14 protein-coding genes are annotated in these 17,201 nt (G+C 46.8%); 7 read left to right on the top strand and 7 right to left on the bottom strand.

What is annotated here, in order from left to right:
* Nucleotides 1-5 precede the first annotated feature (5 nt).
* Both C4S60_RS16630 and C4S60_RS16625 read left to right on the top strand, forming a co-directional pair.
* Nucleotides 6-548, top strand: coding sequence for a cupin domain-containing protein (locus C4S60_RS16630; RefSeq protein ID WP_103881488.1), 543 nt, complete (start codon nucleotides 6-8; stop codon nucleotides 546-548).
* Between the two features lie 112 nt (nucleotides 549-660).
* Nucleotides 661-1,083, top strand: a complete 423-nt coding sequence (locus C4S60_RS16625) for an Hsp20/alpha crystallin family protein (protein WP_103881487.1) — start codon at nucleotides 661-663, stop codon at nucleotides 1,081-1,083.
* Nucleotides 1,084-1,126: 43 nt separating this feature from the next.
* On the opposite strand, the gene C4S60_RS16620 is transcribed toward C4S60_RS16625, so the two are convergent.
* The 5 genes from C4S60_RS16620 to C4S60_RS16600 all read right to left on the bottom strand — a co-directional run bounded on the left by C4S60_RS16620 (nucleotide 1,127) and on the right by C4S60_RS16600 (nucleotide 6,856).
* Nucleotides 1,127-3,112, bottom strand: a complete 1,986-nt coding sequence (locus C4S60_RS16620; protein ID WP_103881486.1) for a flavohemoglobin expression-modulating QEGLA motif protein — start codon at nucleotides 3,110-3,112, stop codon at nucleotides 1,127-1,129.
* A 3-nt stretch (nucleotides 3,113-3,115) separates the two neighbouring features.
* Complete coding sequence (gene gshB / locus C4S60_RS16615; protein WP_103881485.1) at nucleotides 3,116-4,156, bottom strand: glutathione synthase; 1,041 nt, start codon at nucleotides 4,154-4,156, stop codon at nucleotides 3,116-3,118.
* Entirely contained in the window at nucleotides 4,156-4,506 is a 351-nt protein-coding gene (locus tag C4S60_RS16610) for a MaoP family protein (RefSeq protein ID WP_103881484.1), read from the bottom strand. Before C4S60_RS16610 ends, gshB begins: the two co-directional genes overlap by 1 nt.
* 300 nt (nucleotides 4,507-4,806) lie before the next feature.
* Nucleotides 4,807-6,291 (bottom strand): aldehyde dehydrogenase, encoded by a 1,485-nt coding sequence (locus C4S60_RS16605; RefSeq protein WP_103881483.1) that lies wholly within the window; start codon nucleotides 6,289-6,291, stop codon nucleotides 4,807-4,809.
* A gap of 16 nt (nucleotides 6,292-6,307) precedes the next feature.
* Nucleotides 6,308-6,856, bottom strand: coding sequence for a cupin domain-containing protein (locus tag C4S60_RS16600; protein ID WP_103881482.1), 549 nt, complete (start codon nucleotides 6,854-6,856; stop codon nucleotides 6,308-6,310).
* 238 nt (nucleotides 6,857-7,094) lie between these two features.
* On the opposite strand from C4S60_RS16600, the gene aptA reads away from it, so the two are divergent.
* The 5 genes from aptA (at nucleotide 7,095) to C4S60_RS16575 (ending at nucleotide 15,022) form a co-directional block, all read left to right on the top strand.
* Nucleotides 7,095-8,426 (top strand): omega-aminotransferase AptA, encoded by a 1,332-nt coding sequence (aptA, locus tag C4S60_RS16595; RefSeq protein ID WP_103881481.1) that lies wholly within the window; start codon nucleotides 7,095-7,097, stop codon nucleotides 8,424-8,426.
* Nucleotides 8,427-8,430: 4 nt separating this feature from the next.
* Entirely contained in the window at nucleotides 8,431-9,927 is a 1,497-nt protein-coding gene (locus tag C4S60_RS16590) for a CoA-acylating methylmalonate-semialdehyde dehydrogenase (RefSeq protein WP_103881480.1), read from the top strand.
* 7 nt (nucleotides 9,928-9,934) lie between these two features.
* Complete coding sequence (locus C4S60_RS16585) at nucleotides 9,935-10,684, top strand: type 1 glutamine amidotransferase (RefSeq protein ID WP_103881479.1); 750 nt, start codon at nucleotides 9,935-9,937, stop codon at nucleotides 10,682-10,684.
* 283 nt (nucleotides 10,685-10,967) lie between these two features.
* Nucleotides 10,968-12,260, top strand: coding sequence for an outer membrane protein transport protein (locus C4S60_RS16580; RefSeq protein ID WP_103881478.1), 1,293 nt, complete (start codon nucleotides 10,968-10,970; stop codon nucleotides 12,258-12,260).
* A 47-nt stretch (nucleotides 12,261-12,307) separates the two neighbouring features.
* Nucleotides 12,308-15,022, top strand: a complete 2,715-nt coding sequence (locus C4S60_RS16575; RefSeq protein ID WP_103881477.1) for an SO2930 family diheme c-type cytochrome — start codon at nucleotides 12,308-12,310, stop codon at nucleotides 15,020-15,022.
* A gap of 78 nt (nucleotides 15,023-15,100) precedes the next feature.
* On the opposite strand, the gene C4S60_RS16570 is transcribed toward C4S60_RS16575, so the two are convergent.
* Together C4S60_RS16570 and norR are read right to left on the bottom strand one after the other, a co-directional pair.
* Nucleotides 15,101-15,460 carry a glutaredoxin family protein gene (locus C4S60_RS16570; protein WP_103881476.1) on the bottom strand — a complete coding sequence of 120 codons (360 nt, stop codon included), beginning with the start codon at nucleotides 15,458-15,460 and terminating at the stop codon, nucleotides 15,101-15,103.
* A gap of 113 nt (nucleotides 15,461-15,573) precedes the next feature.
* A complete protein-coding gene (norR, locus tag C4S60_RS16565) occupies nucleotides 15,574-17,157 on the bottom strand; it encodes a nitric oxide reductase transcriptional regulator NorR (RefSeq protein WP_103881475.1) in 1,584 nt (527 codons plus the stop codon).
* Nucleotides 17,158-17,201 lie beyond the last annotated feature (44 nt).

The following is a 17,201-nucleotide window of genomic DNA, read 5'->3' as shown; positions in this document are numbered from 1 at the left end:
GAGACATGGATGTAGGCAAACAACTGAAGACCATTCGTACTATGCGCGGGTTGTCGCAACGAGAGCTCGCCAAGCGAAGTGGTGTCACCAACTCCATGATCTCTCAAATTGAGCAGAATCTGGTTAACCCTTCCGTTGGCTCGTTAAAGAAAATCCTTGATGCCATTCCAATTTCCATGGGGGAGTTCTTCACTCTTGATGTTGAACCCAAGGATGAAATTTTCTTCAATGCGGATCAAATGGCGGATCTGGGGGATGGCAAAATTAAGATGCTTCTTGTGGGGGCGAAGCGAGAAGGACGTGATCTGGCTATTCTTCGAGAGATTTACCCTCCAGGCTCAGACACGGGCACTGATTTTATGCAGCACGAAGGGGAAGAAGGCGGCGTGGTCATTCGTGGAGAAATCGAAATCACCGTAGGTAGTCAAACCCGCGTGCTTAAAGCGGGAGACTCTTATTACTTCGAAACACGCAAACCTCACCGATTCAGAAATCGAGGAAAAGTGGAGTGTGAGCTCATTAGTGCAGCGACACCACCTACTTTCTAGTTTGTTATCAAACCATTCTTGACATAGATCAATTTGGACTAAAAATAGCCAGAGCTTTGGCCAGAGTCGGACTAAACTTTAAGTGGGTATCCAGACAAGGTTGGAGGTTCATATGAGCTTGTTACCAAGAGATTCGTGGTCTGACTTTGGGCATTTTTTTGATAATGCGCTACCTGCTTTCAATACACGCTGGAGTCATGGGCAGTTTTCTCCTAATGTCGATGTCATTGAAAAAGAGACTGCGTTTGAAATCATTGCAGATCTACCTGGTGTAGATAAAAAAGACATCTCTGTGTCCTGCGACAGAGGAATGTTGACTATCGAAGCGTCAACAACTGAAACCCGTGAAGAAACTGAGAAAGATAAATACATTCATAAAGAACGCTATCAAGGCAAAATGGTTCGCAGTTTTACCTTGAGTAACAATGTGAATGCTAATGATATCTACGCTGAGTTTACCGATGGTGTTCTAGTGGTTGTGGTACCAAAAATCGAGCCTACAGAAAGTAGTTCGAAAAATATCGATATCAGCTAGGCGTCAAAAGATGAAAAGGTCTGGATATGATCCAGACCTTTTTTTATTTTAGAGAGTTAATCAAGTATTCAAGGGTGGGTTCCAGCGTGCCACCTTTGTCATCAAAACGAAAACGCGGAGGGACTAACCAGTCGCGTTCAACCATTTCGCTGATCAAATCAAGATAATTGGCACTGCATTTGCCTATAAGAAGATTATTAAGGTCACATGCTTGTTCTGCTCTTAACATACTCAGAAAACCGGTCAGGTAAAGGTAGTCTTTGGTGAAACCTCCACCACGGTAGACTCGGGTTGTTGTCATAAAGGCGCTGTCCCTGTTGATGCCTAACTCGTCGACTAAATACGAAAACGTATTGTAGAAGTTCTGTTCTTTGAGCATAGAGTCAACGGCGAGCACCCGAGTCGACAAATCCTTTAATCGCTCCAGTGACATGTAGCCCGCCTTATACTCCGCCATAATGGCCATACCTTCCTGAGTGAAAGTTGAGCCTGGTAGCCCTAACTGGAAGATTTTCAGCGGTTGTTGTCTGGCATTAAATGTGGTGGCCATATGGACACCAAGTTCATGCTGTATGAGGCGTTGTACTTCGTCATGGCTGAACATGGCGTTCTTATTGACAAACAGTGTCGGAGGCAGCGAACTCACCATAGCGCGAGCAGCAAGAGAGCTGGAGAGCGTTATCTTACATTTCATGCCCCAGTTCACTGCGGCTTCCTTCATGAGTTCCACGGCTTCTTGTGCCGTGTAGACATGCGACTGCTCATTTGCCATATCTTTGGCGTACATCAGGAACTTGGCATTGTCGACCACGGTTTCACTGGGTCTGCCGTGATAGGCGAGGCTGTTGTATAGGAATCCATCTTGACCCACACTGGTGAGCAGGTCGATTTTCTCACTCAACTTGTCGATCATGTCGCTATACAACTGACGCATATCCGGGTCTGCAATGTTTTCGATCGGCAAACGATATAGCTGAAACTTAAACTCGTTAGCATGTATCGGTAACTGTCGGTAGCGGTACTTGGTGCGGTATCGGCTTGGTGACGCAAAAAATCGTTTTTTCTCCGCTGGAATATTCGTTGGAGTGACGTATTTCAGCGTTTCTACTTTATGCGCCAATCGATATAGGCTTCGGTCAACGGATAAGACGGCAGGATCAATCGACGAACTGAGCATATCATTTTTGCTCGTTCGCGGTTTCCTATTGTAGGTTCGTTGAAAGTAGGCACTGGTTTGGCTAAAAGCTTCTTTTAAACCAGACTGAAGCGCTTCCAGCACAAGAGGGTACAGCGTTCCGCTCTCTTCTTCCATGAACACTTTTTTCACTTCCGTCGGCAGCACTAAGGTTCGGTCAAACTGTGAGTTAGTATGAGCAATTAGATAACCACGCCCTTCAAACACGGAGTTTGCTTCTGCCGTTACTTCGATATTCGGCAGTGCTATCTTACACAGTTCCGATAAAAATCGTTCGACGGTTTTCCCCCATCGCTCGTTGTCTATCTGAGCCGTTCCTACGTTAAAGACGGGAGCCTGTTTTGTTATCCGTTTGTAGTTGTAGGAATGCATATCAAACACAATCACCAGACCAAACAGTGATTCGAGCTTAGCGATAAGTGCCGAATATATTTTATAGAAAATGGCGTGCTTTGCCTGACTGGTCAGGCGCTGCTTCGGGGATAGTGGCTTGTTCCAGACTTTTTGCTCCCAGGCACTGCGATAGTAGGTACTTAATGACATGGCCCGATTCAGATCGTATTCAAATCGCGAGTCCAAACCTACCAGAGTGATAGGCTGGGACGCAATCATATCGTCCGTAAACGGGTCTTCTTCAAAGTAACGCTGTTCTTTGGTAATCAAGCAGTGTTTTGTCAGCTCTTCACGCAGGCGACTGCCTGCGTGAATGGCGGTACACACTACCGGTAAGTACTCATCGATTTTCAGAACACAGCCCGTATCTTCGACTTCCGCATGGAAGGTAGTGCCAGTTTTGATTCTCTGAAGAACCTCTGTGACGGTTAGCTTTTCCATTGCTTAAGACTCAATATGGTGAGCGTTTTGAACCGCCAGTCTGAATGCGCTCTTTCTTTGCTGAAGAAGGTCTTTTGAATTTACGATATTTTCAACAAAATCGATAACCTGTCTTTGCAGTCTGACACGGTTGAGTTTATTGATACGCATGATACCGCCTGGGCTGAGTACATTAACCTCGACCAGTTTATTGCCGATGACGTCAAGTCCGGTGAAGTAGAGTCCGTCTCTCACAAGTTTGGGGCCAATGGCGGCACACAGGCGTTTTTCTTCCTTGGTAATCGTATGTTTCACTACGGTTCCACCGGCGTGCACATTTGAGCGAATCTCTCCTGACGCAGGAACACGACGCATAGCACCGATAGGCTCTCCATTAAGCATCAGAATGCGTTTGTCGCCCTCTTCAGCACCCTCGATGTAATCTTGCAGGATCACGTAGTTGCTCTTGTCGCCTTCGCCAATGTAAAAGTCGAGCAGAGATCGGAAGTTCTGCTGGGCGTTCTTTTCGATTACGATGACACCATGACCACCGTATCCATTGAGTGGTTTTAGAATCATTTGTTCGCTGGTAGTTTCTTCCAGTACACGTTGAAGATAATCGCGATTCTTCGACACGTGTGTAGCTGGAATAAATTCACTGGCGGCACCACCCATACTGGCTGTGTAGAGCTTATTGTTTGCCAAACGAAGGCCTTCCAGATCATTGATGATCAGAGTGTCATCTTTGATGGAATCAAGAAAGTTAAGCGCAAGGTTGTCCAGAGGTGGATTGGCGCGCATAAAAATAACGTCAAAGCCGGCCATTGGTAGCCGCGCTTTTCGGAATTCCGCATTGCGATAGAAGGTGGGTATTTTGTCCGATACCTTGCCTTTCTTTAACACCTGACAAAACCCGAAGACGGTGCTGTCTCGTATCGTCAGACCGCTGGTGGTTGTAAGTGCAACGGTATGCCCACGCAAAGCACATTCGTGAACCAGACGCAGGGTGGTGTCGGTCTCCGGGCAAACTCGTTCCCATGGGTACATTAGAAAACAAATGTTCATTAGTCGTCCTCAAGTGTATCGGCAACGTAATCGTCTGACGCTTCGGGCTTGTTACGTCCATTCAGCGTGTGAAATTTCTTTCGTCCGCGTGCGAGGGTTATGTACTTAAACCATGTCTTTTCAATTTTTGATTCGGGTGCGAGTTCCATTTGAGTCACCTTAATGAGGCGTTTTTCTTCGTCATTTGTTGCCTCAAGTTCTCCGGATTCCAGACCGAGTAAAGTTTTTCCATAGAAGGTTAAAATTTCTTCTTCTGCGAGAGTAAAATCTCCAGATTTTGCAAAGCCACGAGGAAACTTGACGTTGTCATAGAATCTCACGTTGCCTTGGCGAATGGATGTTGATGTCATTGATACCTCGAATTTACCAATGGATGAGAAAAAGCTATTCGGGTCGAAAGTTAGTGATTTGTAAGAAAAAGAAAAGGCAAAAAATTTTGTCGTTATGACAAAAAAAATTTATCAAGGGAAGGTGAGTGGTTAAATAGCAGAAATAACGTGCAATTTGCGGGTGTTGTAATCGTAAATAAAGGAAAAGCTAGCCCAATACACGAAAAACTTTCTTCAAAATTGAGACATGGATAACGCGTTGGTAAGAGCTCGGAAAGGCGAGGAGAAGGGGTGGAGCACACCCCTTTATTAACTGGTTGCTTATAATTCAATCCAGGTGGATTTGACCTCGGTATATTTGTGCAGGGCGTGAAGTGACTTGTCTCGCCCATTTCCGCTCTGTTTGTAGCCACCAAAAGGCATGGTCATGTCACCACCATCCCAATTATTGACAAATACTGTACCGGCCCGGAGCGCTCTGGAACACTTAATCGCAGTAGTGATATCGGAAGTCCAGATCCCAGCAGCCAGGCCATATTCGCTGTCGTTAGCCAGAGCGATGGCTTCTTCAATGTTATCAAACGTGGTGACACAGAGTACCGGGCCGAAGATTTCCTCTTTATAGATGCGCATGTCTGGTGTCACCTCGGTAAACAGGGCCGGTTCGATAAAATAACCATCAGTGTGAGTCATTGCGGGCTGGCCACCAAATGCCAGTGTTGCACCCTGGGACTGGCCTATTTCAATGTAGCTTAGTACTTTCTCGTACTGGGCTGCATCGACGATAGCACCTACTCGGGTGTCGGTGTCCAGTGGGTCTGCCGGTTGCCATTTTGCCATGTACTTTTTCACCAGTTCGATAAACTCATCCTTAATGGAAGAGTGAACCAGCAAACGGGACCCCGCCGTGCATACTTCACCTTGGTTGTAGCAAATAGCGGAGGCTGCAGTTGCCGCCGCTTTCTCCATGTCTTTCACATCATAGTGAACAATATGCGGACTCTTACCGCCACATTCCATAAAGGCGCGTTTTAGGTTGGATTCACCAGCAAAGCTCAGCAATTTCTTACCGACAGCGGTGGAACCGGTAAAGGTAATGCAATCGACATCATTATGGAGCGCCAGTGCCTGACCGGCCTCATGTCCAAATCCGGGTAGTACCTGAAAAACACCATCTGGAATGCCAGCCTGTTTGGCCAGATCAGCAAGAAGTATGGCGGTTAAAGGAGATTTCTCAGAAGGCTTTACAATCACTGAGTTGCCTGTCGCGAGCGCAGGACCTATTTTCCATGCGGCCATGACGGTTGGAAAGTTCCAGGGTACGACCGCGGCAACAACGCCTAGTGCCTCTCTGGTCACTAACGCAAGCGCATCTTCGGTAACGGGGGCGACTTCATCGTAGACTTTATCGATGGCTTCGGCGTTCCATTGTATGCAGCGCGCGGTTGCTGGAGCATCATACCCCATCGCATCAGAAATGGGTTTCCCCATATCGAGAGATTCAAGTAGGGCAAAATCCTCTCTGTGTTCATCAATCAGCCTGGCGTAGTTGAGAAGGATAGCTTTGCGTTCAGTTGGGGCAAGACCACTCCAGACACGGCTCTCGAATGCATTGCGAGCGGCAGTTACGGCTAAGTCTACATCGGCCTCATTGCATCGGGCGACATGGGCCAATAAGTGCCCCGTGGCCGGGTTGATGATTTCAAACGTATCGCCTGATACGGAATCTACAAAGTGTCCGTTGATAAATGCCTGAGTACGAAAACTGAGTGCTTCGGCTTTGTCATGCCAAGTAATAGTATCCATAAAATTACCTTCTTCCTTAAAAACTGGCGGGTGAGTTCGCGCTTACGATAACGCAATCACTTTTAGTTGTGTTTCTGAATCGGTGAGCGCGTGTACTGTCGAAATAATAGCTGTCGCCAACACGCAGGACGGTCACTTCATTATCGACGGTAAGCTCAAGCTCTCCCTCAACAATGACACCACACTCCTGACCTTCGTGTACTAGCATTTCATCTCCGGTATCCGCTCCTGGAGCCAAGGTTTCTCTGAGCATCCCGATATGCCTGTCTTCGTGATAATGCCCAACTTGTCGATAGCTTATTTTTCCGCGGCCTATTTCAGGTTGTTCATCCTTTCGTGTGAAAAACTGCTCTGGCATAGGTTCATCAACGGCAAAAAACTCGGCCATGGAGGAGGGGATCTTGCTTAGCAGCTTACTGAGTGATGCAACCGATGGACTTACTGCATTGCTCTCAATTTGAGAGATAAAGCCATTTGTTACCCCTGCGCGCTTGGCTAACTCTCTTTGAGACAGACCTGCTTTTTCTCTCAGTGCTCTAAACCTGGGTCCAATGTCCATTTCCATTAGGTAAGCTCTCCAAAAATCTCTTTGGTGATTAGTAAACTAAACACAATCCTAGCTCACTAAACAGAAAAAACCAGTAAATGTTTATAATTTAATCATTGAACCCACAAATAAAACGTTCTATAGTCAGTTTTGTTCATTATTTAATAACATTGCATTTACATGTTGCGGTTTGAGTGTTAAGCGGTGTTTAGTAAAAAAAACAATGTTAATTCAACATTTCGAGTTGGAGTGCACTATGCAAAGTACAAACGATTCATCAAAGATGGATGCTTTTTGGATGCCGTTTACTGCAAATTCGCAGTTTAAGTCAGCGCCCCGAATGCTCGTGTCCGCTGAAGGTATGTATTACACCTCAGAGGACAAACGCAGGATCCTTGATGGCACCGCGGGGTTATGGTGTTGCAATGCGGGTCATGGGCGTCATGAAATCAGTGAGGCGGTGGCGAGCCAGATTCACAACTTAGATTTCGCGCCTACCTTTCAAATGGGGCACCCACTGCCGTTCCAGTTTGCAGAAGCGTTGGCGGAAGTGGCACCGACGGGCCTAAATCGTGTCTTCTTTACTAACTCTGGTTCGGAGTCTGTGGATACCGCCCTCAAGATTGCACTGGCATACCAACGTTGTATTGGACAGGGAACACGCACGCGCCTTATTGGTCGGGAGCGAGGTTACCACGGTGTCGGGTTTGGAGGCATTTCGGTGGGCGGTATCGTCAACAACCGCAAAACTTTTGGCAGTCTACTAACGGGTGTTGACCACCTGCCTCATACACTAAGTATAGAAAACAGCGCATTTAGCAAAGGCTTACCTGACTATGATCCGGGATGGGCTGAGAGTTTGAATAATATTGTTGCTTTGCACGACGCTAGCAACATCGCCGCTGTTATTGTTGAGCCGATAGCCGGCTCTACGGGCGTGATCCTTCCTCCGAAAGGATATTTGAAGAAACTGCGTGAGATCTGTACTCAGCACGGCATCTTATTGATATTTGATGAAGTCATTACAGGCTTCGGACGTATCGGTAGCCCCTTTGCTGCGCAAGAGTTCGATGTAAAACCGGACATTATGACCACGGCAAAAGGTTTAACCAACGGTGCAATCCCCATGGGGGCAGTCTTTGTCAGCGATGAGATTTATCAGGCAATGGTCGCGCCAGATAGTCAGGCGATTGAACTGTTCCACGGTTATACCTATTCAGGTCACCCGGTAGCGGCGGCGGCAGGTCTTGCCACTCTGGATATTTATCGCAATGAAAACCTGTATACACGTGCGTCTGAATTGGGGGGCTATTGGGAACAGGCAGTACATAGTCTCAAAGGATTGCCACATGTGAAAGATCTTCGAAACTACGGTCTGATCGCAGGCATCGAGCTTGAAAGCATTGCTGGAAAACCCGGTTCACGAGCGTATCAGGTCTTCACTAAGTGTTTTGAAAAAGGAGCGCTGATCCGTGTTACCGGCGACATAATTGCGTTGTCACCGCCGCTCATTATTGAGAAGCAGCATATTGATGACTTATTTACACTCATCGCAGACGTATTACAGAACATTGAATACAAGGAATAAAACTATGTCAGTTTTGGTATCAAATTTTATTAATGGGCAAATTGTGCAGAGTGAGAGCGGAAACCATGCCGATCTCTTTAATCCGGCAAATGGTGAATTACGTGGTCAGGTTCAGTTATCCAGTGCCAAAGAGGCTCTGGGAGCGGTAGAGGTCGCGAAACAAGCGCAGCACGCCTGGCAGGAAACGCCACCACTTCAGCGAGCTCGTGTGATGTTTCGATTCAAAGCGTTACTCGAACAACATGCTGATGAACTGGCAACGCTAATCTCAACTGAGCACGGCAAAGTACACAGTGATGCTCTCGGTGAGTTGACTCGCGGATTGGAAGTCGTCGAATTTGCTTGTGGTATTCCACATCTTCTAAAGGGTGAACATTCACTAAACGTTGGCCGTGAAATAGACAGTTATTCTATGATGCAACCTGTCGGTGTGTGTGTGGGTATCACACCATTTAATTTCCCGGTGATGGTGCCACTGTGGATGATTCCTGTGGCACTGGCGTGTGGTAACAGCTTTATTCTTAAGCCTTCAGAAAAAGACCCAAGTCCTTCACTGAAACTGGCTGAGTTACTCAAGGAAGCGGGGCTTCCCGATGGGGTGTTTAATGTGGTTCAGGGCGACAAAGAAGTGGTGGATGCACTGCTAGAGTCACCGGACGTTGCGGCGGTAAGTTTTGTCGGTTCAACCCCTATAGCGGAGGCGATTTACAGTAAAGGCAGTGCGAATGGCAAACGAGTTCAGGCACTCGGTGGGGCGAAGAACCATCTGGTAGTGATGCCGGATGCCGATCTCGAAGGGGCAACTAACGCGATCATGGGAGCAGCTTACGGTGCAGCCGGTGAACGTTGTATGGCAATATCAGTTGCTGTAGCAGTAGGTGACGAAACCGCAGATAAGCTGGTGGCCTCTTTGAAGCAAAAAGTTGAGTCACTGAGAGTTGGCCCAGGTCTTAATGTATCACCAGAAAATGAGATGGGGCCACTGGTGAGCGAGCCTCATATGAATAAAGTGCGTGACTACATTCAGAGTGGTGTCGACCAAGGGGCGACGTTGGTCGTTGACGGCCGGGATATCACGACATCTACACCCGGGTATTTTGTTGGAGGCACCCTGTTTGACAACGTGACTCCTGACATGACGATATATAACGAGGAAATCTTCGGTCCGGTATTGTCTGTCGTTCGCGCTAAGGACTATCAAGAGGCGCTGACTTTGATCAATGAACATGAGTTTGGTAATGGCACGGCGATCTTCACCCGAGATGGTGATACGGCTCGCGATTTCTCTGAAAAAGTAGAAATTGGTATGGTTGGTGTTAACGTGCCAATCCCAGTACCAATGGCGTTCCATAGCTTTGGCGGTTGGAAACGTTCGATATTCGGTCCTTTAAATGTCCATGGCAATGATGGCGTACGCTTCTATACTCGTATGAAGACGGTCACAGCTCGCTGGCCAAAGGGGCAGAGAGAAAGTGAATTTGTAATGCCAACAATGAAGTAGGTGATAAATGAAGATAGGGATATTAACGTGCGGTCATGTTGACTCACCATTGTCAGACGATCATGGGCAGTATGCTGATATGATTGAGGCCTCCCTTTATGAGGTGAACAATGAGTTTACTTTTCAGAACTACGATGCAACGAAAGGAGAACTACCTCATCACGATGAATGCCACGGTTTTATTATCACTGGCAGTGTCCATAATGCTTACGACAATGATCCCTGGATTCTGGCTCTGATTGACTGGATTGTTTCTTGCGAGGCACGTCGAAAAGCTCTGGTCGGGATTTGTTTTGGTCACCAATTGGTGGCCAGAGCATTAGGAGGTACAGTTCAGAAATCGGATAAAGGTTGGGGTTTGGGAAGCTATGAAGTTCAAATAACGGCGCAGAAAAAGTGGATGAACCTTTCCGTTGATACCGCCCGGTTGCTGGTCAGTCATCAGGATCAGGTCATCATTGTCCCCAGTGGCGTAAAAGTTATTGCGCGTAATGACTTTTGCCCTAACTTTATGTTGGTGCGTGATAACCATTTATTCACGGTGCAAGGGCATCCAGAATTCAGTACCAGTTTTACTGAGAAATTGGTGGAAAAGCGCAAGCACCTACTGTCTTCTGAATATTATCAACAAGCATTTATCGAAATAGATAAGCCTCAGGATTCGGCACTGATATTACACTGGATTGATAATTTCTTTGTAATGTCACAGCACGATAAGGCCATTGAAAATAGAACAAAGCAAATAGAAATTTTATAAAACCCAGCCGTAAGCCATACGTTATTTATAATATGCCGCACGTCAACTTATATTGGTTGGCGTGCGGTGTTTTTTATTTGATATATTCCAATAAACCCTTCTAAATCTGCAAAATGTAACAACGAGATCTAAGTAACATTTGTGAAACATTTTGTTTACATAACTATTAAATAGTCGTTAGATTAACCTATGAGTGAAGCAATAACTCTAAATGAAATAACGACTATTTCTCCAGCTGTCACTCATCGCGAATCCTAAAAAACACATGGAGTAATGAAGTGATATGAAAATAAGGAACGCAACACTGGTGCTTGCAATTATCGCAGCGCTAGGCTCTCCGTACGCCCTTTCTGCCGGGTTTCAGTTGTCTGAACACTCCGCCGCAGGATTGGGTAGGGCGAATGCTGGTGAAGCAGTAATCGCTGATAGTGCAGCGGTGCTAGCTAATAACGCTGCGGCATTAACCCGCTTTGATTCAACCAATATATCTGTAAGTGCTGCCTATTTGGTCCCGAAAGTTCGAGTTACAGGGAATGGTCCAGACCAAGGGGTAAATAACCAGTTAACCAATAACAACGTAGTGGACAATGTTATTGTGCCCGGACTGTATATTGCATCACCGATTAATGACACTGTCTTCTGGGGAATAGGTGTTTTTACCGACTTTGGTTTGGCGACTAAATATCCCGACGACTATTTGGCTGGCTCTATTGGCGGTGAAACCAGATTAGAAACTGTAAATATTAACCCTAATCTGGCATTTAAACTGAATGAGCAATTTAGTGCGGGTGTTGGTGTGAGTGCAGTTTATGGCAAAGCAAAATTAACGCGAACTCTCGGCATACTGGCTGATGCGATGAATGCTGATCTTGGAACTGACGTGTTTAGTCGAACAGACACGGCAAAATCTCTGGATGGGCAGGGCTGGGGCTACGGGTTTAACGCCGGTTTATTGTGGGAAATTAATCCAAGCCATAGGTTTGGGCTTAGCTATCGCTCAAAAGTCGATATCGACATGAGTGGCGATTTTTCTTCTGATGTACCAAGTACCATTGTACAGCCTGGTCAGACTGTATCGGGGGAACTGACGCTCAACTTACCAAGCATCGCAGAATTTTCAGGTTACCACCAGATTACTGAGCCTTTCGCACTCCACTACAGCGTAGTCATGACTGGCTGGAATGTGTTCAAAGAGATCCGTGCAACAGTGGATGGACAAGAAGTGCTGCAAAAGGATGAGAACTTTGAGGACTCGTTCAAGTATGCCTTGGGAGGTACTTATTTCCTAAGTCCGAATATCACATTGCGAGCGGGTGTAGCATACGATCAAACCCCAAATGTCAACAACGTTAGTATCAGTCTTCCTGACTCTGATCGGCTGAACTACAGCGTAGGAGCAAGCTATCGATTTAACGATTCGAGCAGCATTGATTTCGGCTTCACTTTTGTCGACGCCAAAGAAGGCACGTTCACGGAGCCGCTGGAAGATGGGGATGGCAACACCATTGTCGATGTACCGTTCAGATCTGAGGGTGATGTTTATATCTATGCCCTTCAGTACAACCATTCATTCTAAATATGCTCAGTTAAGTCAGATAAAACCTATTACAGGGAAGGATGCTCATGTATAGAACTCGAAAATCACTCATCATAGCGTTGATGGGTATTGGCGCCTTATATGGATGTAACACAGAAGAATACGCTGAGCCCAACTCATCAGCAGCGTACACGGAGTCTTCTTATGGACTGCCGACACTGTGCGCAGATGGTATGGACTGGGCGTCAGACTCTGAAGTGACCGCCATAGAAAATCTAGTGGAACTTGCGGAAAGCAACAGTGTTGTGACGCTACCAGCTGGGTGTTTCAAGATGAACAACCAGCTAACAATTGATTCAAAATCGAACCTTGTACTGAAAGGGGCTGGGATCGCCAAGACTTTTTTGGACTTTAGTGATGTTGACGGTAAAGACGGCATTGCTATCAGTGGTGGTTCCAACATTACCATATCAGACCTTCAGGTATCGGAAGCATCGAAAAATGGCATCAAGGCCGATGGTGTAGAAGGGATTATTATACGTGACGTGGCTGCGGTATGGATGGAAGTGCCTCGTGCACGTGATGAGAATGGAAACTTGCGTGGTACCTACGGCATTTATCCGGTTAAGTCTCAAAATGTGTTGATTGAAGATACCTGGAGCTACGGTAGTGCCGATGCCGGCATCTATGTAGGTCAAACGATAGGTGCGGTGGTTCGTAATAACGTTGCTGAAAAGAACATCGCTGGTATTGAGATAGAAAACAGTTCTAGTGTCGATGTGTATGGTAACCTCGCGCTAGGTAATACGGGCGGGGTATTGCTCTTTGACCTGCCAGGGGCGACGACCATAGGTCGTCTTGTGGATGATGTTCGTATTTTTGATAACGATATCCGAGATAATAATCTGGTGAACTACGTGGATACTACCTGTCAAAATGGACTAGGTGGTTGTGGTGTAGTGGGGATTGTCCCTCCTGGTACCGGCATTGTGATTTTGTCAGGTCGAAATGGTGAGTTCTTTAACAACACTATTACCAACCATGACTCGATGGCAGTGGCGATGACCAGCTATCTGTTGGTGAATGGTGACCCTGAAGCATACAGTCCGTTGAGTGGTAGCTCTGAAGGTGCGGCGATCGCCAATCTTTGGAATCCCGTGCCAACCAATATGTACTTTCATGACAATGAGATCACTAATGTGGGGGCGAATCCCAATGGTGCATTGATCGAAGATATGATCCTGGCTTACAACCTTAAGCATCTGGCATTCCCGGCGATTTTCTATGATGGAGCAGGTGAGTCCCTGATTCGCTCACAAATGTTTGCGCCAATCAGAGATGCATTGAACGCGCAAACAAGTTCTCAGCTATGGAATTACCTGACTGAGTTTACCGAGCAAGATGCAAACTGCATGATTAGCAACGGTGATACCAGTGTAGGAGTGTTAGTTGATCACACCGACCCAATGGCCATTGTGCGTTACTCAGAAGACCCAGCCAGTGCGGATTTTCTCTATGAAGGTCCACATCAATCCTTGCTGAGAACGGGCTGCGATACGAAACAACCACTTGCGGTTAACACGGTCATCATTGATGGAAAGACTTACGGATTTGGCGTTGACAGCCCTGAAGACGGTGACAGCGCCACACCAGATATTCCCAATGGTATTGTTGGAAATGACCAGTGTTCCGCGACAGGCAGCGATATCAACTGGGCTGCAATTACCCGTGAGTCCGCTTCATATGGTGAAAACTGTGTAAACCTATCACAATATCGTTTGTTCGAAGACAGTACCGATCCAACCCAGAACCTCAATATCAGCGCTTCAGGTAAAGGTACCCTTTATGAAATGAACGTTGAACTGTTTACCGATTACGCGAGGAAGTACCGCTTTGTCGTTATGCCTAGTGATGTAGCTGCAAACTATCGCGAGCAAGAGGTGTTTGACTTCCCTGTCGGGACCATACTGATTAAAACGTTTGTATTGCCTTCAAACACGACAAATGCAATGGGTGTTGATGAGGAGATCATTGAAACCAGACTTCTTATCCATCGCAGCAGTGGTTGGGTGGCATTGCCTTATGTTTGGAATGAAGATAAAACGGATGCAACGCTGACAGCCGTATCGGTGCCGTTTGAGCGAAGTGTCGTTCATAAGGGTGAAACCTTGAACTTTACTTATGAGGTGCCGAGTCGGAACGAGTGTACTTTGTGTCACAAAGTCGAGTCCGAAGTGACCGATCCAAGTGGTAATAACCAGCCACAGGGTTTTTCCCCAATTGGCCCGAAAGCGAGAAATATGAACAGCACCAGAGCTGTGGCAGCGGGTTCGCCTATTAACCAACTATTGCATTGGGAAAACCTGGGTTTGATCGCCTCATTGCCGAATACACCGGAGAACCTTCCTGCTGTGCCTGAATTCGATACTGAGGCTGGAGCGTCTAACCTGACTGATGCTGAGCTTGAGGACTATGCTAAAGCGTATTTGGATGTGAACTGTGCTCATTGCCACAGAACAGAAGGCAAGGCTGCGAGCAACCCATTTAAGTTCGAATACTGGCGTAGTGGTACCTCTGAAATGGGAATATGTGCTCGAGGTGTAACCTTCCACAAAGGGCCGTCACCTTTTGTTATTGTACCGGGCGACCCTGATAACTCAGTATTGCATTACCGTATTAACGTGGACAATGGGAATATGATGCCAGAGCTTGGCAGGCATGTGGTCCATCAGGAAGGTGTCAAACTCATCGCTGATTGGATTTATTCGATTGATACCACAGGCTGGAGCTGTGTGGAGTAGTCGTTAGAGTCAAAATGAAAAGGTGCACTTAGGTGCACCTTTTCTATTTTTGGTCTGTTAAGTCCGTAGGTCCTGCGGCTAAGCAAACTCTTTTTGCAGGTAGGAGACAATATCCGAAGACTCGTACATCCAGGTTTCGTTGCCATTTTGAGTGATTTTTAAGCAGGGGACTTTGACTTTGCCACCGCCACTTAACAGCTCTTCTCGCGCTGTATTGTCATTTTTGGCGTCCTTGAGAGTGATATTCACCGACTGACGTTTCATTTCACGTCGAACTTTCACACAAAAGGGACAAGCTTCGAACTGATAAAGTTGCATCGTCTGTGCCTTGTCATCGGCACTCTTTTGTTCTTCCTGAGAGCGTTTTACGCCACGTGGCGCAAAAACAAAGTTTAGTAACAGTATGATTTTACCGAGAATAATGCGAATAAACTTCATAAATACCTTTGTTGAGCAGTTGTGTTGTTATGGTTTTAGTAAAACGATGGCGAAGTGGGTGCCATACTTCGCCAAATCTTAACATCTTCTTTACTCTTGCGGTATCTGGTGAGTTAACTTCTCGACAAAGTGTGGCTTTTGGTCACGCTCAGGCCGAGTCTTTTTGACAGGCGAATAAGGTTTGCTCTGTCGGTTTTAAGTGAACGAGCGGCCTGAGCCCAATTGTAGTCGGCCTCCATGAGCGCCGATGAAATCACTGTGCGTTGATAATCTTCGGTCGCCTCTCGGATCCCTTTGCTGTTATCGATAGTCGGTGAGGATTTTTTCCCAGACGGAGAAAGCGCTGGTGCTGATTCATCATCAAACTGCCCACAATCATCTGTGCTGACGGTTACCACTTTCTTATCGAATAGGCGAGCCTTGGCCTTTAAGGCAGCGCGGTTGATAACGTGTTCGAGTTCGCGCACGTTTCCCGGCCATGAGTAGCGATTCAGGTAAGCGATAACGTTAGGGCTCAGTTTAATTTGACCGATCCCCAACTTACGTCGTGCCTGTTCAAGGAAAAAGCCCGAGAGTAGTTCTAAATCGCCATTACGTTCACGAAGAGGAGGTACCGAAATAGGGTAAACACTCAATCGATGATAGAGGTCCGCCCTGAATTTCCCTTGGTCGACTTCATCTTTGAGATCTCGATTGGTGGCAGCGAGTACGCGTACATTGATTTTTTGGATCTCGTCTTTACCGACAGGTTGGATTTCATTGTTTTGCAGTGCACGAAGCAGTTTGCTTTGCGCTGCGAGAGGTAATTCACCAATCTCATCCAAAAACAACGTCCCGTTATCTGCAAGAGCAAATTTGCCCATACGATTTTTGTCTGCGCCGGTAAACGCGCCTTTGACGTGACCAAACAGTTCACTTTCAATCAGGTTTTCGGGAATGGCAGCACAGTTTACATACACCAAAGGGCTCTGGCGTCGGGTGGACTGGTGGTGAATGGTACGGGCAACCAGTTCTTTACCTACGCCGGTTTCACCGTGGATCAGAATGTTGAAGTCAGAAGGGGCGACAATTTCGATGTCAGATTTCAGTGCGCGCATTAGTTCACTGTCGCCGATCATCTCCCCGCCGTCGCGCTCCCAGGCTTCTACATTGAGTTCTTCAAGCAGTTGCTTTGACTGTTTCGCCTGATATTCCAGTTGTGAAAACGTGAGTGCCATTTTAAGTGTCGAGGCTGCGATAGCTGACAACACCTCTAGACTTCGAGCCGGGATGTTATCAAAAGCGTTAGTTCCCAGACTGTCCAACGTCAGAGCGCCTAACATTTTGTCGCCAAAGATAAGTGGCAGACCCATGCATGAGTGCATGGGAAGTTCACCATGATGGTCAATCAGTAATCCATCGAAAGGATCGGGTAGCTCGCTGTCCGCATCAAAAATGACAGGGCCATCAGAAGCGCAGATCTCAGCGAATCTGGGGTGCTCGCTGATCACGAAACGTCGACCAAGTGTGTCTCGCGCCAGTCCTTGCATGGCCAATGGCACTAAGGTATCGCCCTGTAGAGAGAGAAGTGCAACGCAATCACACATAATGGTTTTTCGAATGGTATTGATGAGAGAATCGAAACGCTCCTGATCATTGCTGCTGCTTGCCAGGCCGATGGTCAGTTCCATGAGATTGGAAGGTGAAATGTCCTGCATGGGGAAACTACTTATTCTGGTGAGTATGAACGGCATTATAGAGT

This window comes from Vibrio hangzhouensis, from assembly GCF_900107935.1.
GTDB lineage: Bacteria > Pseudomonadota > Gammaproteobacteria > Enterobacterales > Vibrionaceae > Vibrio > Vibrio hangzhouensis.
This window is presented reverse-complemented; position numbering and strand designations above follow the sequence as displayed.